Annotated in this window: 19 protein-coding genes and 3 pseudogenes; 7 read left to right on the top strand and 15 right to left on the bottom strand. The window is 60.5% G+C overall.

The annotated features are described in order from the left end of the window. Window positions 1-774: 774 nt before the first annotated feature. Window positions 775-1,125: a type II toxin-antitoxin system PemK/MazF family toxin gene (locus LJE91_13555; GenBank protein ID MCG6869706.1), complete on the bottom strand. Its 351-nt coding sequence runs from the start codon at window positions 1,123-1,125 to the stop codon at window positions 775-777. Beyond that, window positions 1,115-1,345 carry an AbrB/MazE/SpoVT family DNA-binding domain-containing protein gene (locus tag LJE91_13550; protein MCG6869705.1) on the bottom strand — a complete coding sequence of 77 codons (231 nt, stop codon included), beginning with the start codon at window positions 1,343-1,345 and terminating at the stop codon, window positions 1,115-1,117. Before LJE91_13550 ends, LJE91_13555 begins: the two co-directional genes overlap by 11 nt. 50 nt (window positions 1,346-1,395) lie before the next feature. Between LJE91_13550 and LJE91_13545 the strand changes: the two genes are divergently transcribed. Then, window positions 1,396-2,277 (top strand): FAD-dependent oxidoreductase, encoded by an 882-nt coding sequence (locus LJE91_13545; protein ID MCG6869704.1) that lies wholly within the window; start codon window positions 1,396-1,398, stop codon window positions 2,275-2,277. Window positions 2,278-2,280: 3 nt separating this feature from the next. On the opposite strand, the gene LJE91_13540 is transcribed toward LJE91_13545, so the two are convergent. From LJE91_13540 to sufB, 8 genes are all read right to left on the bottom strand, one after another. Further along, window positions 2,281-2,601: a non-heme iron oxygenase ferredoxin subunit gene (locus LJE91_13540; GenBank protein MCG6869703.1), complete on the bottom strand. Its 321-nt coding sequence runs from the start codon at window positions 2,599-2,601 to the stop codon at window positions 2,281-2,283. Window positions 2,602-2,650: 49 nt separating this feature from the next. Further along, complete coding sequence (locus LJE91_13535; protein ID MCG6869702.1) at window positions 2,651-3,019, bottom strand: SUF system Fe-S cluster assembly protein; 369 nt, start codon at window positions 3,017-3,019, stop codon at window positions 2,651-2,653. 30 nt (window positions 3,020-3,049) lie between these two features. Continuing rightward, the gene (locus LJE91_13530; protein MCG6869701.1) at window positions 3,050-3,505 is read right to left on the bottom strand and encodes an SUF system NifU family Fe-S cluster assembly protein; all 456 of its coding nucleotides are present in this window, start codon (window positions 3,503-3,505) and stop codon (window positions 3,050-3,052) included. Then, complete coding sequence (locus LJE91_13525) at window positions 3,502-4,719, bottom strand: cysteine desulfurase (protein MCG6869700.1); 1,218 nt, start codon at window positions 4,717-4,719, stop codon at window positions 3,502-3,504. The genes LJE91_13530 and LJE91_13525 overlap by 4 nt, the downstream gene beginning before the upstream one ends. Before the next feature lie 47 nt (window positions 4,720-4,766). Continuing rightward, window positions 4,767-6,107 (bottom strand): Fe-S cluster assembly protein SufD, encoded by a 1,341-nt coding sequence (gene sufD / locus LJE91_13520; GenBank protein ID MCG6869699.1) that lies wholly within the window; start codon window positions 6,105-6,107, stop codon window positions 4,767-4,769. Next, on the bottom strand, window positions 6,104-6,856 hold the full coding sequence (sufC, locus tag LJE91_13515; GenBank protein ID MCG6869698.1) for a Fe-S cluster assembly ATPase SufC: 753 nt from the start codon (window positions 6,854-6,856) through the stop codon (window positions 6,104-6,106). The genes sufD and sufC overlap by 4 nt, the downstream gene beginning before the upstream one ends. A 108-nt stretch (window positions 6,857-6,964) precedes the next feature. Further along, the gene (locus LJE91_13510; GenBank protein ID MCG6869697.1) at window positions 6,965-7,321 is read right to left on the bottom strand and encodes an iron-sulfur cluster assembly accessory protein; all 357 of its coding nucleotides are present in this window, start codon (window positions 7,319-7,321) and stop codon (window positions 6,965-6,967) included. Between the two features lie 35 nt (window positions 7,322-7,356). Next, on the bottom strand, window positions 7,357-8,805 hold the full coding sequence (sufB, locus tag LJE91_13505) for a Fe-S cluster assembly protein SufB (GenBank protein MCG6869696.1): 1,449 nt from the start codon (window positions 8,803-8,805) through the stop codon (window positions 7,357-7,359). A gap of 266 nt (window positions 8,806-9,071) precedes the next feature. On the opposite strand from sufB, the gene LJE91_13500 reads away from it, so the two are divergent. Both LJE91_13500 and LJE91_13495 read left to right on the top strand, forming a co-directional pair. After that, a complete protein-coding gene (locus LJE91_13500) occupies window positions 9,072-9,470 on the top strand; it encodes an iron-sulfur cluster assembly accessory protein (GenBank protein MCG6869695.1) in 399 nt (132 codons plus the stop codon). Between the two features lie 54 nt (window positions 9,471-9,524). After that, on the top strand, window positions 9,525-10,772 hold the full coding sequence (locus LJE91_13495) for an ATP-grasp domain-containing protein (GenBank protein MCG6869694.1): 1,248 nt from the start codon (window positions 9,525-9,527) through the stop codon (window positions 10,770-10,772). 6 nt (window positions 10,773-10,778) lie between these two features. Here the strand turns inward: LJE91_13495 and LJE91_13490 are convergent, their stop codons facing one another. The 5 genes and pseudogenes from LJE91_13490 to LJE91_13470 form a co-directional block, all read right to left on the bottom strand. After that, a complete protein-coding gene (locus LJE91_13490; GenBank protein ID MCG6869693.1) occupies window positions 10,779-11,063 on the bottom strand; it encodes an oxidative damage protection protein in 285 nt (94 codons plus the stop codon). A gap of 70 nt (window positions 11,064-11,133) precedes the next feature. Then, a complete protein-coding gene (locus LJE91_13485; protein MCG6869692.1) occupies window positions 11,134-11,535 on the bottom strand; it encodes a hypothetical protein in 402 nt (133 codons plus the stop codon). A 109-nt stretch (window positions 11,536-11,644) separates the two neighbouring features. Further along, complete coding sequence (gene maiA, locus LJE91_13480; GenBank protein MCG6869691.1) at window positions 11,645-12,283, bottom strand: maleylacetoacetate isomerase; 639 nt, start codon at window positions 12,281-12,283, stop codon at window positions 11,645-11,647. Continuing rightward, a pseudogene (locus tag LJE91_13475) lies at window positions 12,280-12,498 on the bottom strand (fumarylacetoacetate hydrolase family protein). Before LJE91_13475 ends, maiA begins: the two are co-directional and overlap by 4 nt. A 660-nt stretch (window positions 12,499-13,158) precedes the next feature. Further along, a pseudogene (locus tag LJE91_13470) lies at window positions 13,159-13,338 on the bottom strand (hypothetical protein). 922 nt (window positions 13,339-14,260) lie between these two features. Here LJE91_13470 and LJE91_13465 point away from each other — a divergent pair. From LJE91_13465 to LJE91_13450, 4 genes and pseudogenes are all read left to right on the top strand, one after another. After that, window positions 14,261-14,638: a DUF202 domain-containing protein gene (locus tag LJE91_13465; GenBank protein ID MCG6869690.1), complete on the top strand. Its 378-nt coding sequence runs from the start codon at window positions 14,261-14,263 to the stop codon at window positions 14,636-14,638. 160 nt (window positions 14,639-14,798) lie between these two features. Next, a pseudogene (locus tag LJE91_13460) lies at window positions 14,799-15,170 on the top strand (transposase). A 284-nt stretch (window positions 15,171-15,454) separates the two neighbouring features. Beyond that, on the top strand, window positions 15,455-15,793 hold the full coding sequence (locus LJE91_13455) for a DUF2173 family protein (GenBank protein ID MCG6869689.1): 339 nt from the start codon (window positions 15,455-15,457) through the stop codon (window positions 15,791-15,793). A 376-nt stretch (window positions 15,794-16,169) separates the two neighbouring features. Beyond that, on the top strand, window positions 16,170-16,295 hold the full coding sequence (locus tag LJE91_13450; protein MCG6869688.1) for a GlsB/YeaQ/YmgE family stress response membrane protein: 126 nt from the start codon (window positions 16,170-16,172) through the stop codon (window positions 16,293-16,295). Window positions 16,296-16,849 lie beyond the last annotated feature (554 nt).

The following is a 16,849-nucleotide window of genomic DNA, read 5'->3' as shown; positions in this document are numbered from 1 at the left end:
GACCGTCGTCGTGGCACCGCTGACGTCCAGTATACGGCACGAGGAATCGCTCGGCGCTATGGTCTTAGTGACCACGCCGCGCTGTCAGGTTCCGGCATCGGCCCTGAGCATGCTGCGATCGGTATACCAACTGACGCATGCCGAGGCACAATTGGCTATCGGCCTGGCAAACGTCAAGACGTTGCACGCATACGCCGACTCGGTGAATATTTCGTTTGAAACCGCCCGATGCGTGCTAAGGCGATTTCTGTCAAATGACATACCACCCTGCTTGTCTTTTCGTCCGTCCTCTGTGTTGCGACAACCGTTGCGTAGTTCGACTATGCGCCTGTTGTCGCGCCTGGATGACGAACGAAAATCCGGCGCGATCTGGTATGCCATTTTCCGGCAATCGCCTAAAACGGGTCATGACGAAAGCCGGGGTGCACCGGCAGTCCGAACTCGTACGCCTCGTGACGCTCGGCTTCGGTTTCGTCCAGGATGCTCGCCAGACTTTTGAGCGCACCTGAAATCTATGTGAGATATGCCCGATTTGAGAGACCTGTCAAATGAACAACGGTGAACCGGAAATTCCACCGGGTGTACCGCCCGAATTCCCCCCCGAGCAGGTTCCGATCGGTGTGCCACCCAGTGGCCCGGACGAGGTGCCGGAACCACCCACAGAGACACCTTCGGAGCCGCCGCCGGAGATCCCAGCGCCAAAGGAAAGATTCTCAGGTTAGCGGCATGGCGGATTTAAGGCGGTATACCTTATCGATTTCCCGAAAGCTGCCTTTAAAATGCCATGGTGTCCCCAAACAATGCCCCGAGTGATTTCGCTACGGCAACCCGATCCTGGCCATCCAAGCGACCTGCCTTGCGCAGGATCAATCGGTGGTCGAGGGTGAACAGCTTCATTCTTACGACCGAGGATGCCGCAAGCCCGGCATTAGGGCCGTCCTGGATTGGTACATCCAGCGGCCAGGACGCATTCTTCTGACTGGTGATCATGGCGAGCACCGAGTGACCAATCCGGTTGCCGAACGCCTCGGATCCGGAGAGAACAAGTGCGGGACGTCGCTTGGCGGCTTTTTGGTCAGTGAAGGGGAATGGCACAACGACTACATCGAATGTCTCAAAGGTCACGATAGGCCTCGTCGTCAGCCTTGGAGTTCCACTCCTCCAGAATATCTTCCAGAGCGCCGGAGAAGGCCAGATCGATCGGTGTGGCCTTGCGCAGCCGAACCACGCCGTTCTCGATCTCAAAGGCGATAACTTCGCCCGCCTTCAGGTCTAGTGCCTGGCGTACCCGGGCGGGAATGGTGGCCTGGTATTTCGTTGTCAGCCTGGCGGTATCCGTGGTCATAGGCATGGCGCTCTAAAAGGGTAATGCGGTAATACTAGCATTACCTTTAGATGCCGCCAAGAACGGCTGGTCCTTCTCTCCAACAGCAGCGGTCAGGGGGTCAAGAGGGGGTCACCTCCGACGGCCGTATCCTTTTTGCAGTGCCGTGGCACGACCGCGTCATTCTCGGTACCACCGACACCCCGACGGAAAAGATCGACATCGAACCCCGCCCGCTGGAGGAAGAAATCGCCTTCATACTGGACAAGGCATCGCAGTATCTGGAACATCCCCCGACCCGAACCGACGTCCTCAGCGTCTTTGCGGGGTTGAGGCCCCTGGTCAGGTCCGGGGAGGGGTCATCCACCGCCGCACTGTCCCGCGATCACACCATCCTGGTCTCCGACTCCGGCCTTGTCTCCGTGGCGGGGGGCAAGTGGACCACCTATCGCAAGATGACGGAGGACACCATCGACCACGCCCAGCTCGTGGCCCTGCTGGAACATCGTGCCTGCGTCACGCAGAAACTCAGAATCCATGGCTGCACTGGCACACCGACCGCGGGAATCTCGCCCATGGACGTCTACGGGAGTGACGCGGAAGGGATCCGGGCCATCGGCAGGGACCGCCCCGATCTGGCCCAGCCCTTATCCGACAGGCTGCCCTACACTGGCGCCGAAGTCGTCTGGGCCGCCCGCTACGAGATGGCCAGGAGCGTGGAGGACGTACTGGCCCGTCGGACCCGTGCCCTGCTGCTTGATGCCCGGGCCAGCATCGACATCGCGCCGCGGGTAGCGGAACTCATGGCGGGGGAACTGGGGCGTGATGCGGCCTGGGCCGCCGAATCCGTGGATTCGTACGTGCAGCTCGCCCGCGGCTACCTGATCGATGACAACATGGTGCCTGAGAGGAGGTGCGCGGGGACCGGGGGATACGCTCCTTGGAATCCGTAATCCCTAATCGTCCGACTCGGGATTGACCATGACCATACCGTCGTCGACCCTGACCTCGAAGGTCGTCAGGTCCTCGTAGGCAGGGGCGGTCAGGGCCTCTCCGGAGGTGACGTCGAAGCGAGCGCCGTGCCGAGGGCAGATGACCTCGTTACCCTCGAGGTCCCCGCCCGTCAGGGTCTCGCCGTCGTGGGTGCAGATGTCCTCGATGGCGTAGAACTCGCCGTCGATATTGAATACCGCGATCACCATGTCCTCGTATTCCACGACCTGCCAAGTGCCGGGCGGGAACTCCTCGTTGTGGGCCACTTCGATCCAGTCAGACACAGACACTCCCTGCAGGAAAAAATCGGGGTTGGTGAGTGAACGATATGGTCTATAGCAGGCCCAATTGTAACTTGACCTCGTCGGACAGGGTGTCCATGCGCCATGGCGGGTCCCAGACCAGATTGACGGTCGCCGCCGTCACCCCTTCCACCTGCCGGATCGATCCCTCGACCATACCGGGAAACGTCTGTGCGACCGGGCACCCGGGGGAGGTGAGTGTCATGTCGAGAGAAACCTCACCCTTGTCATCCACCTCGATGCGATAGATCAGCCCGAGATCGTAGATATTGACCGGGATCTCGGGATCGTAGATCGTCTTCAGCACATCCACGATGCGCTGTTCGATCCCGCTCGTGTCAACAGCAGTCTGCTGCTCGTCTTCATGGGTTTTGTGTAGCCAGTTTCTCATTGCAGTCATGGCGTTCTGTAGGTTTCAGTCAGGAACCGCTTACTCGGTCGTCACGACGTCCGGTCGATTTTTGAGTGCAGCGAGCATCGTGTGCCAGGCGAGTGTCGCGCACTTGACCCGCATGGGGTACTCCTTAACGCCGGTCAGAACGGTGAGTTTGCCGAGCAGGTCCTGCGGGTCGCCGACCTGCTTTTCTTCCGTCAGCGCCCGGTGCACCTCCTCGAACAGCGCCTCGGCATCCGCCACGGGCTTGCCCTTGATGGCCTCGGTCATCAGCGAGGCCGAAGCGGTGGAAATGGCGCAACCCGCCCCTTCGAAACCGACGTCCTTGATCACACCGTCGTCAACGGTGAGATGAATCTGGAACTCGTCCCCGCACAGAGGATTGAACCCGTGCGCCGTGTGGTTGCAATCCTCGGGCTTCTTCGGGTAGTTGCGCGGATTGCGGTTGTGATCGAGGATTACCTCCTCGTAGAGTTCACGCAAGTCGTTCATCTTCCCATGACCTCCAGCACCTTGTGCATCCCCCCAATCAGGCGATCCACCTCTTCCCGCGTGTTGTAAATCCCGAACGACGCACGTGTCGTCGCGGCGATTCCGAACCGTTTCATCACCGGCATCGCGCACAGATGTCCCGCCCGGACCGCGAGTCCCTCGCTGTCCATGATGGTACCGACGTCGTGCGCATGAACTTGATCGAAGACGAAGGAAAGGATCGCGCCCTTCTCCGCCGCAGTGCCGATGATGCGAAGCCCGTCGATGGCCGCGGCACGCTCCTGGGCGTAATCGAGCAGTTCCTGTTCATGGGCGCGAATCGCCGCCAGGCCATGTCCCCTGACGTAGTCGATCGCAGCCGCGAGCCCGATGGCCCCGGCGATATTCGGGGTCCCTGCCTCGAAGCGCGCCGGCGGCTTCGCATAGGTGGCGTTTTCGAAAGTGACCATGAGGATCATCTCACCACCGCCCTGATACGGTTCCATGGACTCCAGATGTTCCATCTTGCCGTAAAGCACGCCGATCCCGGTGGGTCCGTAGAGCTTGTGCCCCGAAAAGGCATAGAAGTCGCAATCCAGCTCCCGGACATCGACCGTACCGTGCGCCACAGCCTGGGCGCCATCGATCACAACGGTCGTGTCGTACTGGCGTGCGGTCCGGATCATCTCACGTATCGGGTTGACGGTACCCAGCGCGTTGGAGATGTGGGTCACCGCAAGCAATCGCGTGCGGTCGTTGAACAGGGATTCGAAGACCCCGGGATCCACCTCGCCACTGTCCGTGACAGTCGCGACCCGGATCACCGCGCCTGTCTGCTGCACCACCATCTGCCAGGGTACGATGTTCGAGTGGTGTTCCATCTCCGTGACGATGATTTCGTCACCCGGCTTCATCCTCGGGCGCGCAAAGCTTTGCGCCACCAGGTTGATTGCCTCGGTCGTACCGCGGACGAAGACAATTTCACGGGCGTCAGCGGCATTGATGAATTCGCGGACCTTCTCCCGTGCCCCTTCGTAGGCGTCGGTGGCGCGCTGGCTCAGCTCGTGAACACCGCGATGCACGTTGGCATTGTCCCGAGAGTAGTAGGACGAAACGGCATCGATGACCTGGATCGGCTTCTGCGTGGTGGCGCCGTTGTCCAGATAGGCCAGCGGCCCACCGCGAACCCGCTGGTGCAGGATGGGAAAATCACGCCGGATAGCCGTGACATCCAGGATGGTTTCCGGCTGCTCTGTTTCCACCACTTCGGCAAACGCCGCCATTATCCAACTCCCGATGGGTCCACATGCGGCAGTTTGCTTGCCAGGATATTCTCGATCAGACGCCTGACCGGCTCGAGCCCCATCCGCTCGACGATATCGTGCGCGAATCCGTAGGTCAGCATACCGCGCGCCACGGGTTGCGGGATACCGCGGGATCGCAGGTAGAACACGCTTTCCTCGTCGAGCTGTCCGATGGTCGCCCCGTGACTACACTTGACGTCGTCCGCATAGATCTCGAGTTCCGGCTTGGTGTCGACCTCCGCATCCCGGGACAGCAGCAGGTTTCTGTTACTCTGTTCCGCATCCGTTTTCTGGGCGTCCTGATGCACGTGGACCTTGCCGTTGAATACCGCGCGCGACTTGCCTGACAGTACGCCCTTGTAATACTCCCGGCTCACTCCCTCGGGCTTTTTGTGGTCGACTCGCGTGTGGTAATCCACATGCTGCCGCCCGCCAGTTATGTAAAGCCCGTTGAGGCTGCACTCCGCACCCTCGGCGTCGAGCACGGCGTTGATGTCATGGCGGGCCAGACTGGCGCCGACGGATGCCGAGTGGGACACCAGCCGGCTGTCGCGTGCCTGAAGCGCCTGAAGGGTCGAGACGTGGAACCCCTTGAGACTCTCCTGCTGGAGCTTGTAGTGCTCGAGGTCGGCATCCGCCGACAGTACCGCTTCGGTCACCACGTTATTGAGATAAACCGGGCCGCCGATACTGAGGTAGTGCTCGATGATGGTGGCCTGCGAGCCCGCTCCCGCAACGATGAGATTTCGCAAGTTGTGCGTCTCGGGATCGCCATGCGCCGTTGTGAGATAAACGAGCTGGATCGGCCGCTCCAGTCGGGCGCCCTCCTCCAGGCGTACGAGCGCCCCGTCGGTAAAGAACGCCAGGTTCAAGGCGGCAAAGCCGTTTGCCGACCCGTCCGCCTGCTTCGCGAGCAGAGGCTCCAGCACCTCGGGCATATCCTGCAAGGCCGACGATATGCTGTAAATCTCCACACCCTCCGGAAGTTTTCCCGGACGGCTGAGCTGGGGTGAATAGCGTCCATTGAGAAAGGTCAAACGATGGGCCTCGAGATCTCCCATCAGCGCGTCCCCGAGGTCGTCTTCCATCAGCCCGGTGCAGAACGCCAGGGAAGGCTGGAAGGAATGCTTCGCGATCGCGCGCACATTGGTGTACTTCCAGTCTTCCTGACGCGTCGTCGGCAGGCCGATGGTGGCGTAGCGATCCATCGCCGCGGCCCGCAGATCGTCCAGCCAGGGCAACCCGGCGCCCGGCAACGATTCGCGAACGGCGCTAAAGCTGTCGGCGTAGTGGTTCTCCATGGGCATGACTGCACTCATGCGCTTACCACCTTGTCGATCCAGCCGTAGCCCTGTTCCTCGAGTTCCAGCGCCAGCCCCCGGTCTCCGGACTTCACGATGCGCCCGCCCGACAGGACGTGAACGAAGTCGGGCACGATGTAGTCCAGCAGCCGCTGATAGTGTGTCACGACGATGATCGCGCGGTCTTCCCTGCGCAGCCCGTTGACCCCCTCGGAGACGATTCGCAGGGCGTCGATGTCCAGACCGGAATCCGTCTCGTCCATGATCGCCAGTCTGGGCTCGAGCACCGCCATCTGGAATATCTCGTTGCGCTTCTTCTCACCGCCGGAGAACCCCTCGTTGACGGAACGCTTCAGCAAGCCCTCGTCCATGTTGACAAGCTTCGCCTTCTCCCGGGCGAGTTGCAGGAAATCCATGGCGTCGAGTTCTTCCTGTCCGCGGGATTTACGGATGGCGTTGAGCGCGGTCTTGAGAAAATAGGTGTTGTTGACACCCGGCACCTCGACCGGGTACTGAAAGGCCAGAAAGACACCATCGCAGGCGCGCTCCTCGGGCTCCTTGTCCAGCAGGTCATCTCCGTCCAGGGTGACTTCGCCACTCACCACTTCGTACCCGGGTCGTCCGGCCAGCACATGCGCGAGCGTGCTCTTGCCCGAACCGTTTGGTCCCATGATCGCGTGCACCTCGCCCGCGTTCACCTCGAGATCGATCCCCTTGAGGATCTCCTTTCCTTCGACGTTGACCCGAAGGTCCTTGATAGTCAGCATTTCTGGATCGTCTCCAAACGTCTTGTCCGGCGCCATCTGATTCCGGCATTTCGGGCGTAAGCCCTGGCAGTCATAAACAACTCAACGCAAGCACTCTGCAATCGCGCGCTATACGCTGAAACTCTCCCCGCAACCACAGGTATCCTGCACATTGGGGTTGATGAACTTGAACGTTGAATTCAGCCCCTCGCGTGCATAGTCGAGCCGCGTACCCTTGACGTAGGGCAAGGCATCCAGACCGACATACACCGACAAACCCTCGGCAACCGGGTAGACACGATCGTCTTCGGCGGCCTCGTCGATAAAATCGATCTGGTATCCGAACCCGGAGCAACCCATCTTCTTAATGCCGAGACGCACGCCGATACCGGACCCGCGTTTCTCGATCTGCTTCCTGACATGCCTAACCGCCGCCTCTGTCATCGTGACGGGGGGTTCGATCTCCACTGCATTGACTGATCCCATAAGTACTGGCTCCAAATTCAATTTGCCCGATGCTCTCAGCCCACGGCGCCTTCGAGGCTCACGCTCAGGAGTTTCTGGGCCTCCACCGCGAACTCCATCGGCAGTTCCCTGAAAACCTCCTTGCAGAACCCGTTGACGATCATGGAAACGGCATCCTCTTCCGCGATGCCTCGCTGGCGCAGGTAGAAAAGCTGGTCGTCCCCGATCTTCGAGGTCGTGGCCTCGTGCTCCACCTTGGCCGTCGGATTCTTCACCTCCATGTAGGGGAAGGTGTGCGCCCCGCAGCGGTCACCCATCAGCAACGAGTCACACTGCGTGTAGTTGCGTGCGTCCTCGGCGCCCTTGAGGATCTTGACCAGACCACGATAGGCGTTCTGCCCCCGCCCTGCCGAGATACCCTTCGAGACGATGGTGCTGCGCGTGTTCGCACCGATGTGAATCATCTTGGTGCCGGTGTCGGCCTGCTGGAAATTGTTGGTCAGGGCGACGGAATAGAACTTTCCGACGGAATTCTCTCCCCTCAGCACACAGCCGGGGTACTTCCAGGTAATCGCTGAACCCGTTTCGACCTGGGTCCACGAAATCTTCGAGTTCGCCTCCCGGCACTCGCCGCGTTTGGTGACAAAGTTGTAGATCCCGCCGCGACCGTTCTCGTCGCCGGGATACCAGTTCTGTACCGTCGAATATTTGATCTCCGCACCTTCCAGCGCCACCAGTTCGACGACCGCCGCGTGCAACTGGTTCTCGTCCCGCATCGGTGCGGTACAGCCCTCGAGGTAGCTCACATGACTGCCCTCCTCGGCCACGATCAGCGTCCGCTCGAACTGGCCCGTATTCGCGGCGTTGATACGGAAATACGTAGATAGCTCCATCGGGCACCGCACGCCTTTCGGGATGTAGACGAACGAACCGTCGGAAAACACCGCGGAGTTCAGGGTCGCAAAGAAATTGTCGCTGTAGGGTACGACGGTCCCGAGGTACTTCTCGACGAGTTCCGGGTGTTCGCGAATCGCCTCGGAGAAGGAACAGAAGATGACCCCCACTTCAGACAGCTTTTCCTTAAAGGTTGTCGCCACTGAGACACTGTCGAACACCGCGTCGACGGCAACCCCCGCCAGGATGGCACGCTCCTCCAGCGGGATCCCGAGTTTCTCGTAGGTCTCCAGGAGTATCGGATCGACCTCGTCAAGGCTCTTCGGGGCGTCGTCCTTGGATTTGGGGGCGGAATAGTAGGAAATGGACTGGTAGTCGATCGGGTCGATGCGCAGCCTCGCCCAGTCGGGCTGTCGCATCGTGAGCCAGTGCTGGAAGGCCTTGAGGCGCCATTCCAGCATGAAGGACGGCTCGTGCTTTATGGCCGATATAAACTTTATGGTATCCTCGTCCAGCCCGGGGCGGAGCGTGTCGCTGTCGACGTCGGTCACGAAACCGTGCTCGTACGCCTTCTTTACGATCAGATCGATATCCCGTTCCGCTTCGCCCATCTCGCCCTCTCCGATCGTTTGTTTCCCACACCTAAAAAATCCTGACTAATATGCTCAGGAATTGATAGAATATGCCACCTGACTGAGTTAGTCAAGAACCAGCGTTGATGAGCAGAATCTAGTTAACTATTTGTTTTTGTGTTATTTTATCAGGCAGCCCTTCCCGGCATCCCGCCTGGCGGGAATGCATCGGATCGGACCCCATTGTCTGCAAGTCAACTTTGCATGCTAAACCACGATTACCCACAGCAAATGGCGAAATATCAATGAACAAAGCAATTAACCTGGAAAACCCTCCCGCCTACCCTGGCTTGATCGAGAACGAGATCAACGTCACGACGGCGGCCATGGAACAGATTCGCGGTCTGCTGGTCGATGAAGATGAAATCGAAGCGATCCGCATATTCGTCGCCGGCGGTGGATGCAGCGGTATGACATACAGCATGACCTTCGCACAGGAACGGTTTCCGCAGGACAGCGTGCTGGAACGGGACGGTGTCCGACTCTACGTCGATGCCTTCGCCCTGAACTATCTCGATGGCGTCGAGATCGACTTCGTGGAAAACGTTACCGGGTCGAGCTTCGTGTTCAGGAATGTCTTTCAGGCCGTCGGCGGTGGCGGAACCTGCGGCGGTTGCGGAATGGCGGGTGGCGGCGCCTGCTGATCAGGATCACACCCAAGATCGGCCGAATACCCTCCGCGGCGGTCCGCCCTCCTCATGACCTCGCCCCGGCTGCTGCTGGTTGCCCCGTCGACGAGCTATCGCGTCGGTGCCTACCTCAATGCGGCACGGAAGCTGGGCGTTTCCGCCGTCGTCGCCTCGGATGGCCGGCATTCGCTGATCAGTAGTTTCAACCAGGGCATTCACATCGACCCCGTTGACACCGAGGGCACGATCGGGGCGCTGCTTGCCGAAGCCCGCGCCAGGACTTGCGCCGGGGTCATCGGCACCGATGACGGCACGGTAGAGATCGCAAGCCGCCTCGCCCGTCACCTGGGACTGCCTGGCAACGACCCCGGCGCCGCCATCGTCACCCGCCGCAAGGACAAGGCGCGCGAACGACTCGAATCCGCCGGAGTGACGGTCCCCGACCACGCCGTGATGGACATCGCCGGGATCATCGCCGGAAAGCTGCCCGACATCCCCTTTCCGCTGGTCCTCAAGCCACTGGCCATGTCCGGCAGTCGCGGAGTCATCCGTAGCGACGATCCGGGGGCATTTCGCTCGGCGGCACGCCGTATCCGTGAGATCGTCAAAGAGCAGGCTGACGATTTCGAGCGCCAAACCGTCCTTGTCGAGCGATACCTGCCGGGCATCGAGGTCGCCCTTGAAGGCATGTTGTACGGGGGGCAACTCACGGTGCTTGCGCTGTTCGACAAACCGGAGCCGCTGGAAGGACCGTATTTCGAAGAAACCTACTACATCACGCCGTCGAGGCTGCCCGCGCGCATACAGGAACGGATCGTGGCGACGGTCGGCGCCGCCTGCGCCGCCCTTGGTTTGCACCACGGCCCGATCCATGCCGAACTCCGGATCGACGGCGAACGGGCCTGGATCCTCGAGGTCGCGTCGCGCACCATCGGCGGACAGTGCGCGCGACTCCTCAGCTATGGGACGGACGCCGGGCTCGAGGAACTCGTCGTCGCCAACGCCCTGGGTCGACCGCTGGCGGTGGACGCGCCGAAGGGCGCATCGGGCGTGCTGATGATTCCGATTCCGCAGGCGGGCGTGCTGCGACGTGTCGAGGGCGTGCTCGAGGCGCAGAAGGTGCCGGGAATCGTCGATGTGGAGATCACGCGCCGCGAGGGTTACGAGCTGGTCCCGTTACCTGAGGGCAGCAGTTACCTGGGATTCGTCTTCGCTCGAACCGACACGCCGGCCCAAGCCGAGGCGGCGCTAAGACAGGCGCACACCAGATTGAATGTTGTCGTCGCGCCGGCCTGGCGAATACGCCGGGCCGGCTGAGCGGGTCTACTTTTTTGACCCCGCGGCCTGGAAACCTTCCGGGACCCCGCCCAGTTCGCTTTCGCCGAACAAGTAACCCATCATGTGACGCTCGATCAGTTCCACGCTCCTGGGGTCTGCGGTACTCAACTGGTTTTCATTGAGAATCATGGTTAACCGCTCCAGCCAGCGGGTCCAGCCCTCCTGCGACACCTGCTCATAGATCCGTTCGCCAAGCGGCCCCGGGTAGGGGGGACGCTCCAGACCCTCGGCTTCCCGCTTCAGTACTACGCATTGCATCATCCGGGCCATTTCGTACCTCGTTATTTCCGGCTCATCGAACTCAGGTATTATGTCACAGGTGTGGATTCGGGGCATACCGTCACCACGGTGAGGCGTCTGCGCTGCTCGTCCGGGCCGACCCAGCACACCAGCACACCGCTACCGCGTCGAGCATCTCACAGGAATCCGCATTGATGGCCTTGCGCAACCGGGCCACCAGAAACAAGTTCGAGAATACCGAGCACCGAACGATGAAGGCCCTGGCCTGATCGAGAGACTGTTCACCGCACCGAAACCAGGCAGTGTGCGGATTCCGCGAGGTGATCTGGTGGCCCGGAGGTGCCCGTTCGATGCGGGCCTGAAGATCGAGATAACGACGGGCCCTGTCGACGGAACCTCCCTTGTCGCCGGCACGGATACGGAGCAGGGCGGGGTCCGTGAACCCCTCGAGATGATGGGCGTGCGCGAAATCACGAAAACGCCGGGGTGCCGAAGCGGTCATGCGCCACCTCTGTCCAGGACACCTCCGACACCAAGCATCGCCGGTCTTGAACGGTGAGACAGCACGGGTGAATTTGCTCCGGGAGCGGAACCCCGGCCCGGCGGCCGGTTCAGGCGGCGTCGGGCTGATTCTCCGGTGCGGCATCGCGGAAGGCCGGCAATGCCATACAGTTCTGCTCTATCCGCAGGATAGTCGGGTACGCGGAAACGTCACACTGGTAGCGCCGCGCGTTATAGACCTGCGGGACCAGACACGCATCCGCCAGTGTCGGGCTGTCACCGTGACAGAACTCACCCGTGGCTATACTACGTTCCAGCAACGCCTCGATGGCCTCGAATCCTTCGCGAATCCAGTGATGGTACCACTCCTGGACGACCTCTTCGGAGGCGCGCAGCTTCTCCCTAAGATATTCCTGCACACGCAGGTTGTTCAGTGGATGGATATCACAGGCGACCATCTGCGACAGCACCCGTACCTGAGCCCGATCGCGGGCCAGCGAGGGGAGGATCGGAATTTCGGGATATGTCTCCTCGAGGTACTCCGAAATCGACAGCGACTGGTGAAACAGCCGATGTATGTCCTTGAGCGTCGGTACGAACCCCTGCGGATTCACGTCCCTGTACTCTCCATCGTTTTCATCGATGCTTAACAGGTCGACCGGTATGGCGTTGTATTCTAGACCCTTGAGATTCAGAACGATTCTTACGCGATAAGCCGCTGAACTGCGATAATAGGAATACAGCGTCAGTCGGGACACGGGGCAATCTCCTGTTCAATCGCGCCGAGCGGCGCTTCCCCCTCGTTATTGAACATCTCGATCCGGACCCGGTCCCCGTATCGCAGGAATGGAGTGCGGGCCGCACCATGGGTAAGGAATTCCGGTACACGCTTCTCGACGAGGCAGGAGACGCCGTGCGACTCGTCCTCGTTAGAAACGGTACCGGAGCCGATGATGGTGCCAGCCGTCAGGCGATTGCCGGAAAATGGCATACCAGATTGCGCCGGATTTTCGTTCGTCATCAAGGCGCGACATCAGGCGCATAGTCGAACGATGGAACGGTTGTCGCAACACAGAGGACGGACGAAAAGACAAGCAGGATGGTATGTCATTTGACAGAAATCGCCTCAGGACCCGGGTTTCCGGAGCATGGCTGATCGGCGCCGGGAAATCAAATTGCATGTTAGGCGATTGCCGGAAAATGACATACCAGATCGCGCCGGATTTTCTTTCGTCATCAAGACGCGACAACAGACGCATAGTCGAACGATGGAACGGTTGTCGCAACACAGAGGTCCGACGACAAAGACAAGCAGGATGGTGTGTCATTTGACAGAAATCGCCTTAGCGCCTGCGTCGGGGTCCGCCATTCGAACGCGATTGAGGGTGAAAACCACCCGAAGATGCAGCTTTGCTCTGCCCCAGTCCGTCGCAAGCTCGTCCGGTGTGAAGGCCTCCGGAGAACGCCGTCGACGCCTCGCCGTGCCATAATCCCAAGCCCTTCGCGAGTTCCACCGGAATCAGATTTCTGGAACGAGACATCGTTGGCCAGCATCGTCAGGGCGACGTACGCTCGCGGATTCACGGGACGCCCCCATGGGTACATCGTCGGTGACGATCGCGACCTACGACTCAACATCCGCACCCCAGGCAAATTCCCGGACCGGCACCTCATCACGCGGCCCCAGAGATGACCTCGTCGTAGTCCTCTGGTCGACCTCCATGGCCTCGACCGGGGCCTGGAAGTTCCCCTCTCCGAAGCCCTCGTTTCCCTTTGTCTGGATGATCTCGACGAAGATCGGCCCGTAGTGGCGTACCGCTGCATCGAGGGGGTGCGCTGGGTGTTCCGGCGACCCCGGCTGTCCGAGCGCCCGCCCGGCGTCTCGAAGGCGTCTCGAAGTAGATCTCGGCGTCGTGACGCCGAACGGCCCGGACGGCATGATCACGACAGCCGACGTTCAACGCGCCGCCAGGAACCTCGGGGAGGTCGGCCCCCTTGAACTGCCGAGGGATGTGCGACGCGCAATGGCCCGCGCCATGTCAAAGGGGCACGTTGAGGTGGCTCCCCGTTACGCCAACGGAAGACGCCGATATCGAATCCTGGTCGCAGGACGAGGCGAAACGCTGCGCCCGATCCGACCGATCGTCATGGCTTTCGAGACGGAACCGTCACCCAATGCATGGTACGATAGCCATGCAGTAGACCAGAGGGGCGCGGGCATAGATCGACCTGGGTATCGCGGCGGACACGCCGCAAGGTATGTTCGTTCCCGTATTGCGGCTCTCTTGGAAACCGGTCTTCATGTTTGCGGAGCATCCCGCCGCAGGTAATGCGAGGTTGCGGCTTCATCCTGTCGAACTTCGGCACCTTTGACGGCCGCCACGAAAACCTGGCGTTCGTACCGCCCTCGGTCGCGCTCCTGGGCGCTGGTCCGCTGCGCGAACAGGTTGTGGCTTCCCAGGACACTCCGGCAGTACACAGGGTGCTGTCGCTGAGCTTCGACCCGCGCGGTAACCAGTGGAAAGGCGACCTGCTTTGTCGCGAACGACCTCGGTACGCCCCGAGACATTCCAAACGCCGGCGGTAGCCGCCTCCACCCTTGCCCCCGGCCAGCATCGGATCGGCGGGAGATGGCAGAATTATTATTCCCGTTGGGACCCGTCGGATTCACGGTACCTTGCCCGTCATCTGAATCAGCAGAAAACAAACACGGCCCCCGGGGCGGAATGATCGAAAACTTCACCAATCACGCGGCAAACGAACGCACTTATCTAGCCTGGATCCGGACCGCGATTGCCATCATGGCGCTGGGTTTCGTCATCGAGAAATTCGACCTCTTCCTGGTGTACCTGTCCCGAAGGATCGGCGCGGGGGAAACCCCCTCGAGTTCAGCGCAGGCCGAGATCGTCGGACTCGTCCTGATACTGTTGTCGCTCGGCATCCTTTTGGGCGCAACGGTCCGTTTTCTGCTCCTCAAGCGGCGGATTGACGATCCGGCCCCCAAGGCCTATGCGTCCTCGCTGACCAATGTCATCCTGGCGCTGTTGCTGACGCTGCTCTGCGTCTTCGTCCTGGTTTTCCTGTATCACCAGATCGCCTTGTGAACGGCAACATTGGCAATCTTACCAAGCCCCGCCCGCCATCTTGCATTGGAAAATGGTGAACTTTGCCGCTATCGGCACGCAACCGCAGCGCATTTGCACCAGATTTTCTGACATGGCTCGAACCGACGTCTGCCGAATACATTCATAAACCGGCGCCCTTTGCTACGTCACCACCGAGCCCCTGAGCCCCTGGCAGGCCCACCGCACTTACGGCGCGCGGGCGACCTCGGAGGCCTGGATCGAACAGGCCAAGAGCCAGATGGGGCTGGCGCACCTGAAAACCGACCACTTCCTGGCCAACGCCGCGCTGTTCCAATGCGCCGTCCTGGCCTACAACACCGCCCGTTGGATGGCGTTGCTGAGCGCCAACGCCACGCTCAAGCGCTGGGAGCCACAGACAATCCGGACCTTTCTGATCCGGGTGGCGGGCAAGCTACTCACCGGTGCGAATCAGCTGCGCATCAAACGACCTCGCCAGCATCTCCATCCCAAGGTGCGGGAAGACGGGTTGGCTTTGAGCCAACCTGCCTGAGCCCCGATCGGGCAATACAACCGCAGCGCCAACGGCCTGCCTTAACAGGCCCACGGGCGGCTCTGCTCGTTGCACAGAAAAACGGGGAAAAGCGCGCGCTGGCGGCTCGAGATCGCTGCTTGTCGTCATCGCAACGGCAGAAATGACTGCGGCACACCGATTATTCTGTCCCTATTGGTCGGCTACTCCCGAAGAAAACCCTACTTGCAGGATTTAGGTATACTAAAAACTGTTGCGCGACTCGGCAGGTAATATTCTCGTTACGACCGCAAGGGAGACTGGGCATGGTCGATCTGGACAGGCTGCTGCAACTCGCCGGTGCGGTGGCTGCTGGAGAATTTAGTGTCGGCGGCTCCCTGATCGACTACAAGGGCGAGTTCGACAAGGAGACGGCCAGGTCACTTTCCATGTTGTGCGCCGCCAATACACTGCTCGCGAGGACGCAGGTCGACACCGCATCCAAGGTGACCCAACTGAATTTGACCCCCCTGAAGGGATGGACGATGTCCGGGGGTGATTTCACAATCTGCGTCATGGGTGAAATCGGCGTAATCGTCCTCACCGACAAGGCGGACTTCAACGAAGTTCACAAGGTGTTGACAGAAGAGGCGACCTTTATCTAGCCGCCAGGTGGTTGTCTGCGGAACCGGCGCCGCCCTTCCCTACCCGCAAGCACGTGGATATTAGTTAACTTTCACAATATCGGAATGTTATTATTCGAGCCAGCACCTCGACACTCGGGGCTGGCGGCGACACGGAGATGTTGCCACGTGGATCGGCTGGCAGGGATGTCAGCGTCCACAACCGGCAACAATCCGAGTGTCAGGTGCTTTTATCTTTCTCGTCGATCCGGCATCAGGATTCACCCATCAATTCAGGGACTAAGTCAGTGGACGTCGATAGTCTGGGTCGCTATCGGGCGGCCGCGGGGCTGCTGGCCAGCAGGATTCTCGGTGGCCCCCCCCGCCCTTCGGCACGATCGGCGACGTCTTACTCGGCATGGTCGGCGGCTATATCGTCGCCCTGCTCGGGGCCAGCGGTAACGGAGGCATTCTCGGGTCATTCGTCGCCGCACTGGCCGGTGCACTGCTGCTGATATGGCTGTCCAATCTGATCAAGAAATAGCGTCACGCCTGGAGTGCGCATGGTGAACGACGAGAGCGACAAGGGCTTCTTCTAGCGGCTCGGGAAGATACTCAACGCCCCGCTGCCGGGTACCGATAGATCAGGGACACGCAAGAACGCCGAGGGCACCTCCAGGGACGACGAGGATTCGTTGCTGGATCGTGTCAAGGACATTCTGAATCGACCCCTGCCCGGAACGGAGATCCCGCAGAGCGCGAAAACACCACCCGCCGATACGGGAGGGAAACCGGCACAATCCGGTACTGCATCACAGCAAGGCACGGAACTCGATGCGGATGACCTCGACGAGGACTGGTGGGAAAGGGATTGGGACGCCTTTTCCGCAAGATCAGGAACGCGAACGCCCGGGTTTCAACACCGAACAGCGCGGCGACCGGGGCCGTTTCACAGACGCTAGGAGCCTGTCGGACTTAGGCGATCGTAGCGAGCATGGTGGGAGAACGAGACAAAAAGTTTACGATTTCGAGGCGCATAGTGGGCCTACGCAACGAGAAATCGGGGATTTTTTGGCCGCTCTCCCATCAGCGCAGTAG

The sequence above is a fragment of the Gammaproteobacteria bacterium genome (genome assembly GCA_022340215.1).
In the GTDB taxonomy this organism is placed as follows: Bacteria; Pseudomonadota; Gammaproteobacteria; order JAJDOJ01; family JAJDOJ01; genus JAJDOJ01.
Note: the sequence above shows the minus strand (reverse complement) of the source record. Positions and strands in the feature narration are given on the sequence as shown.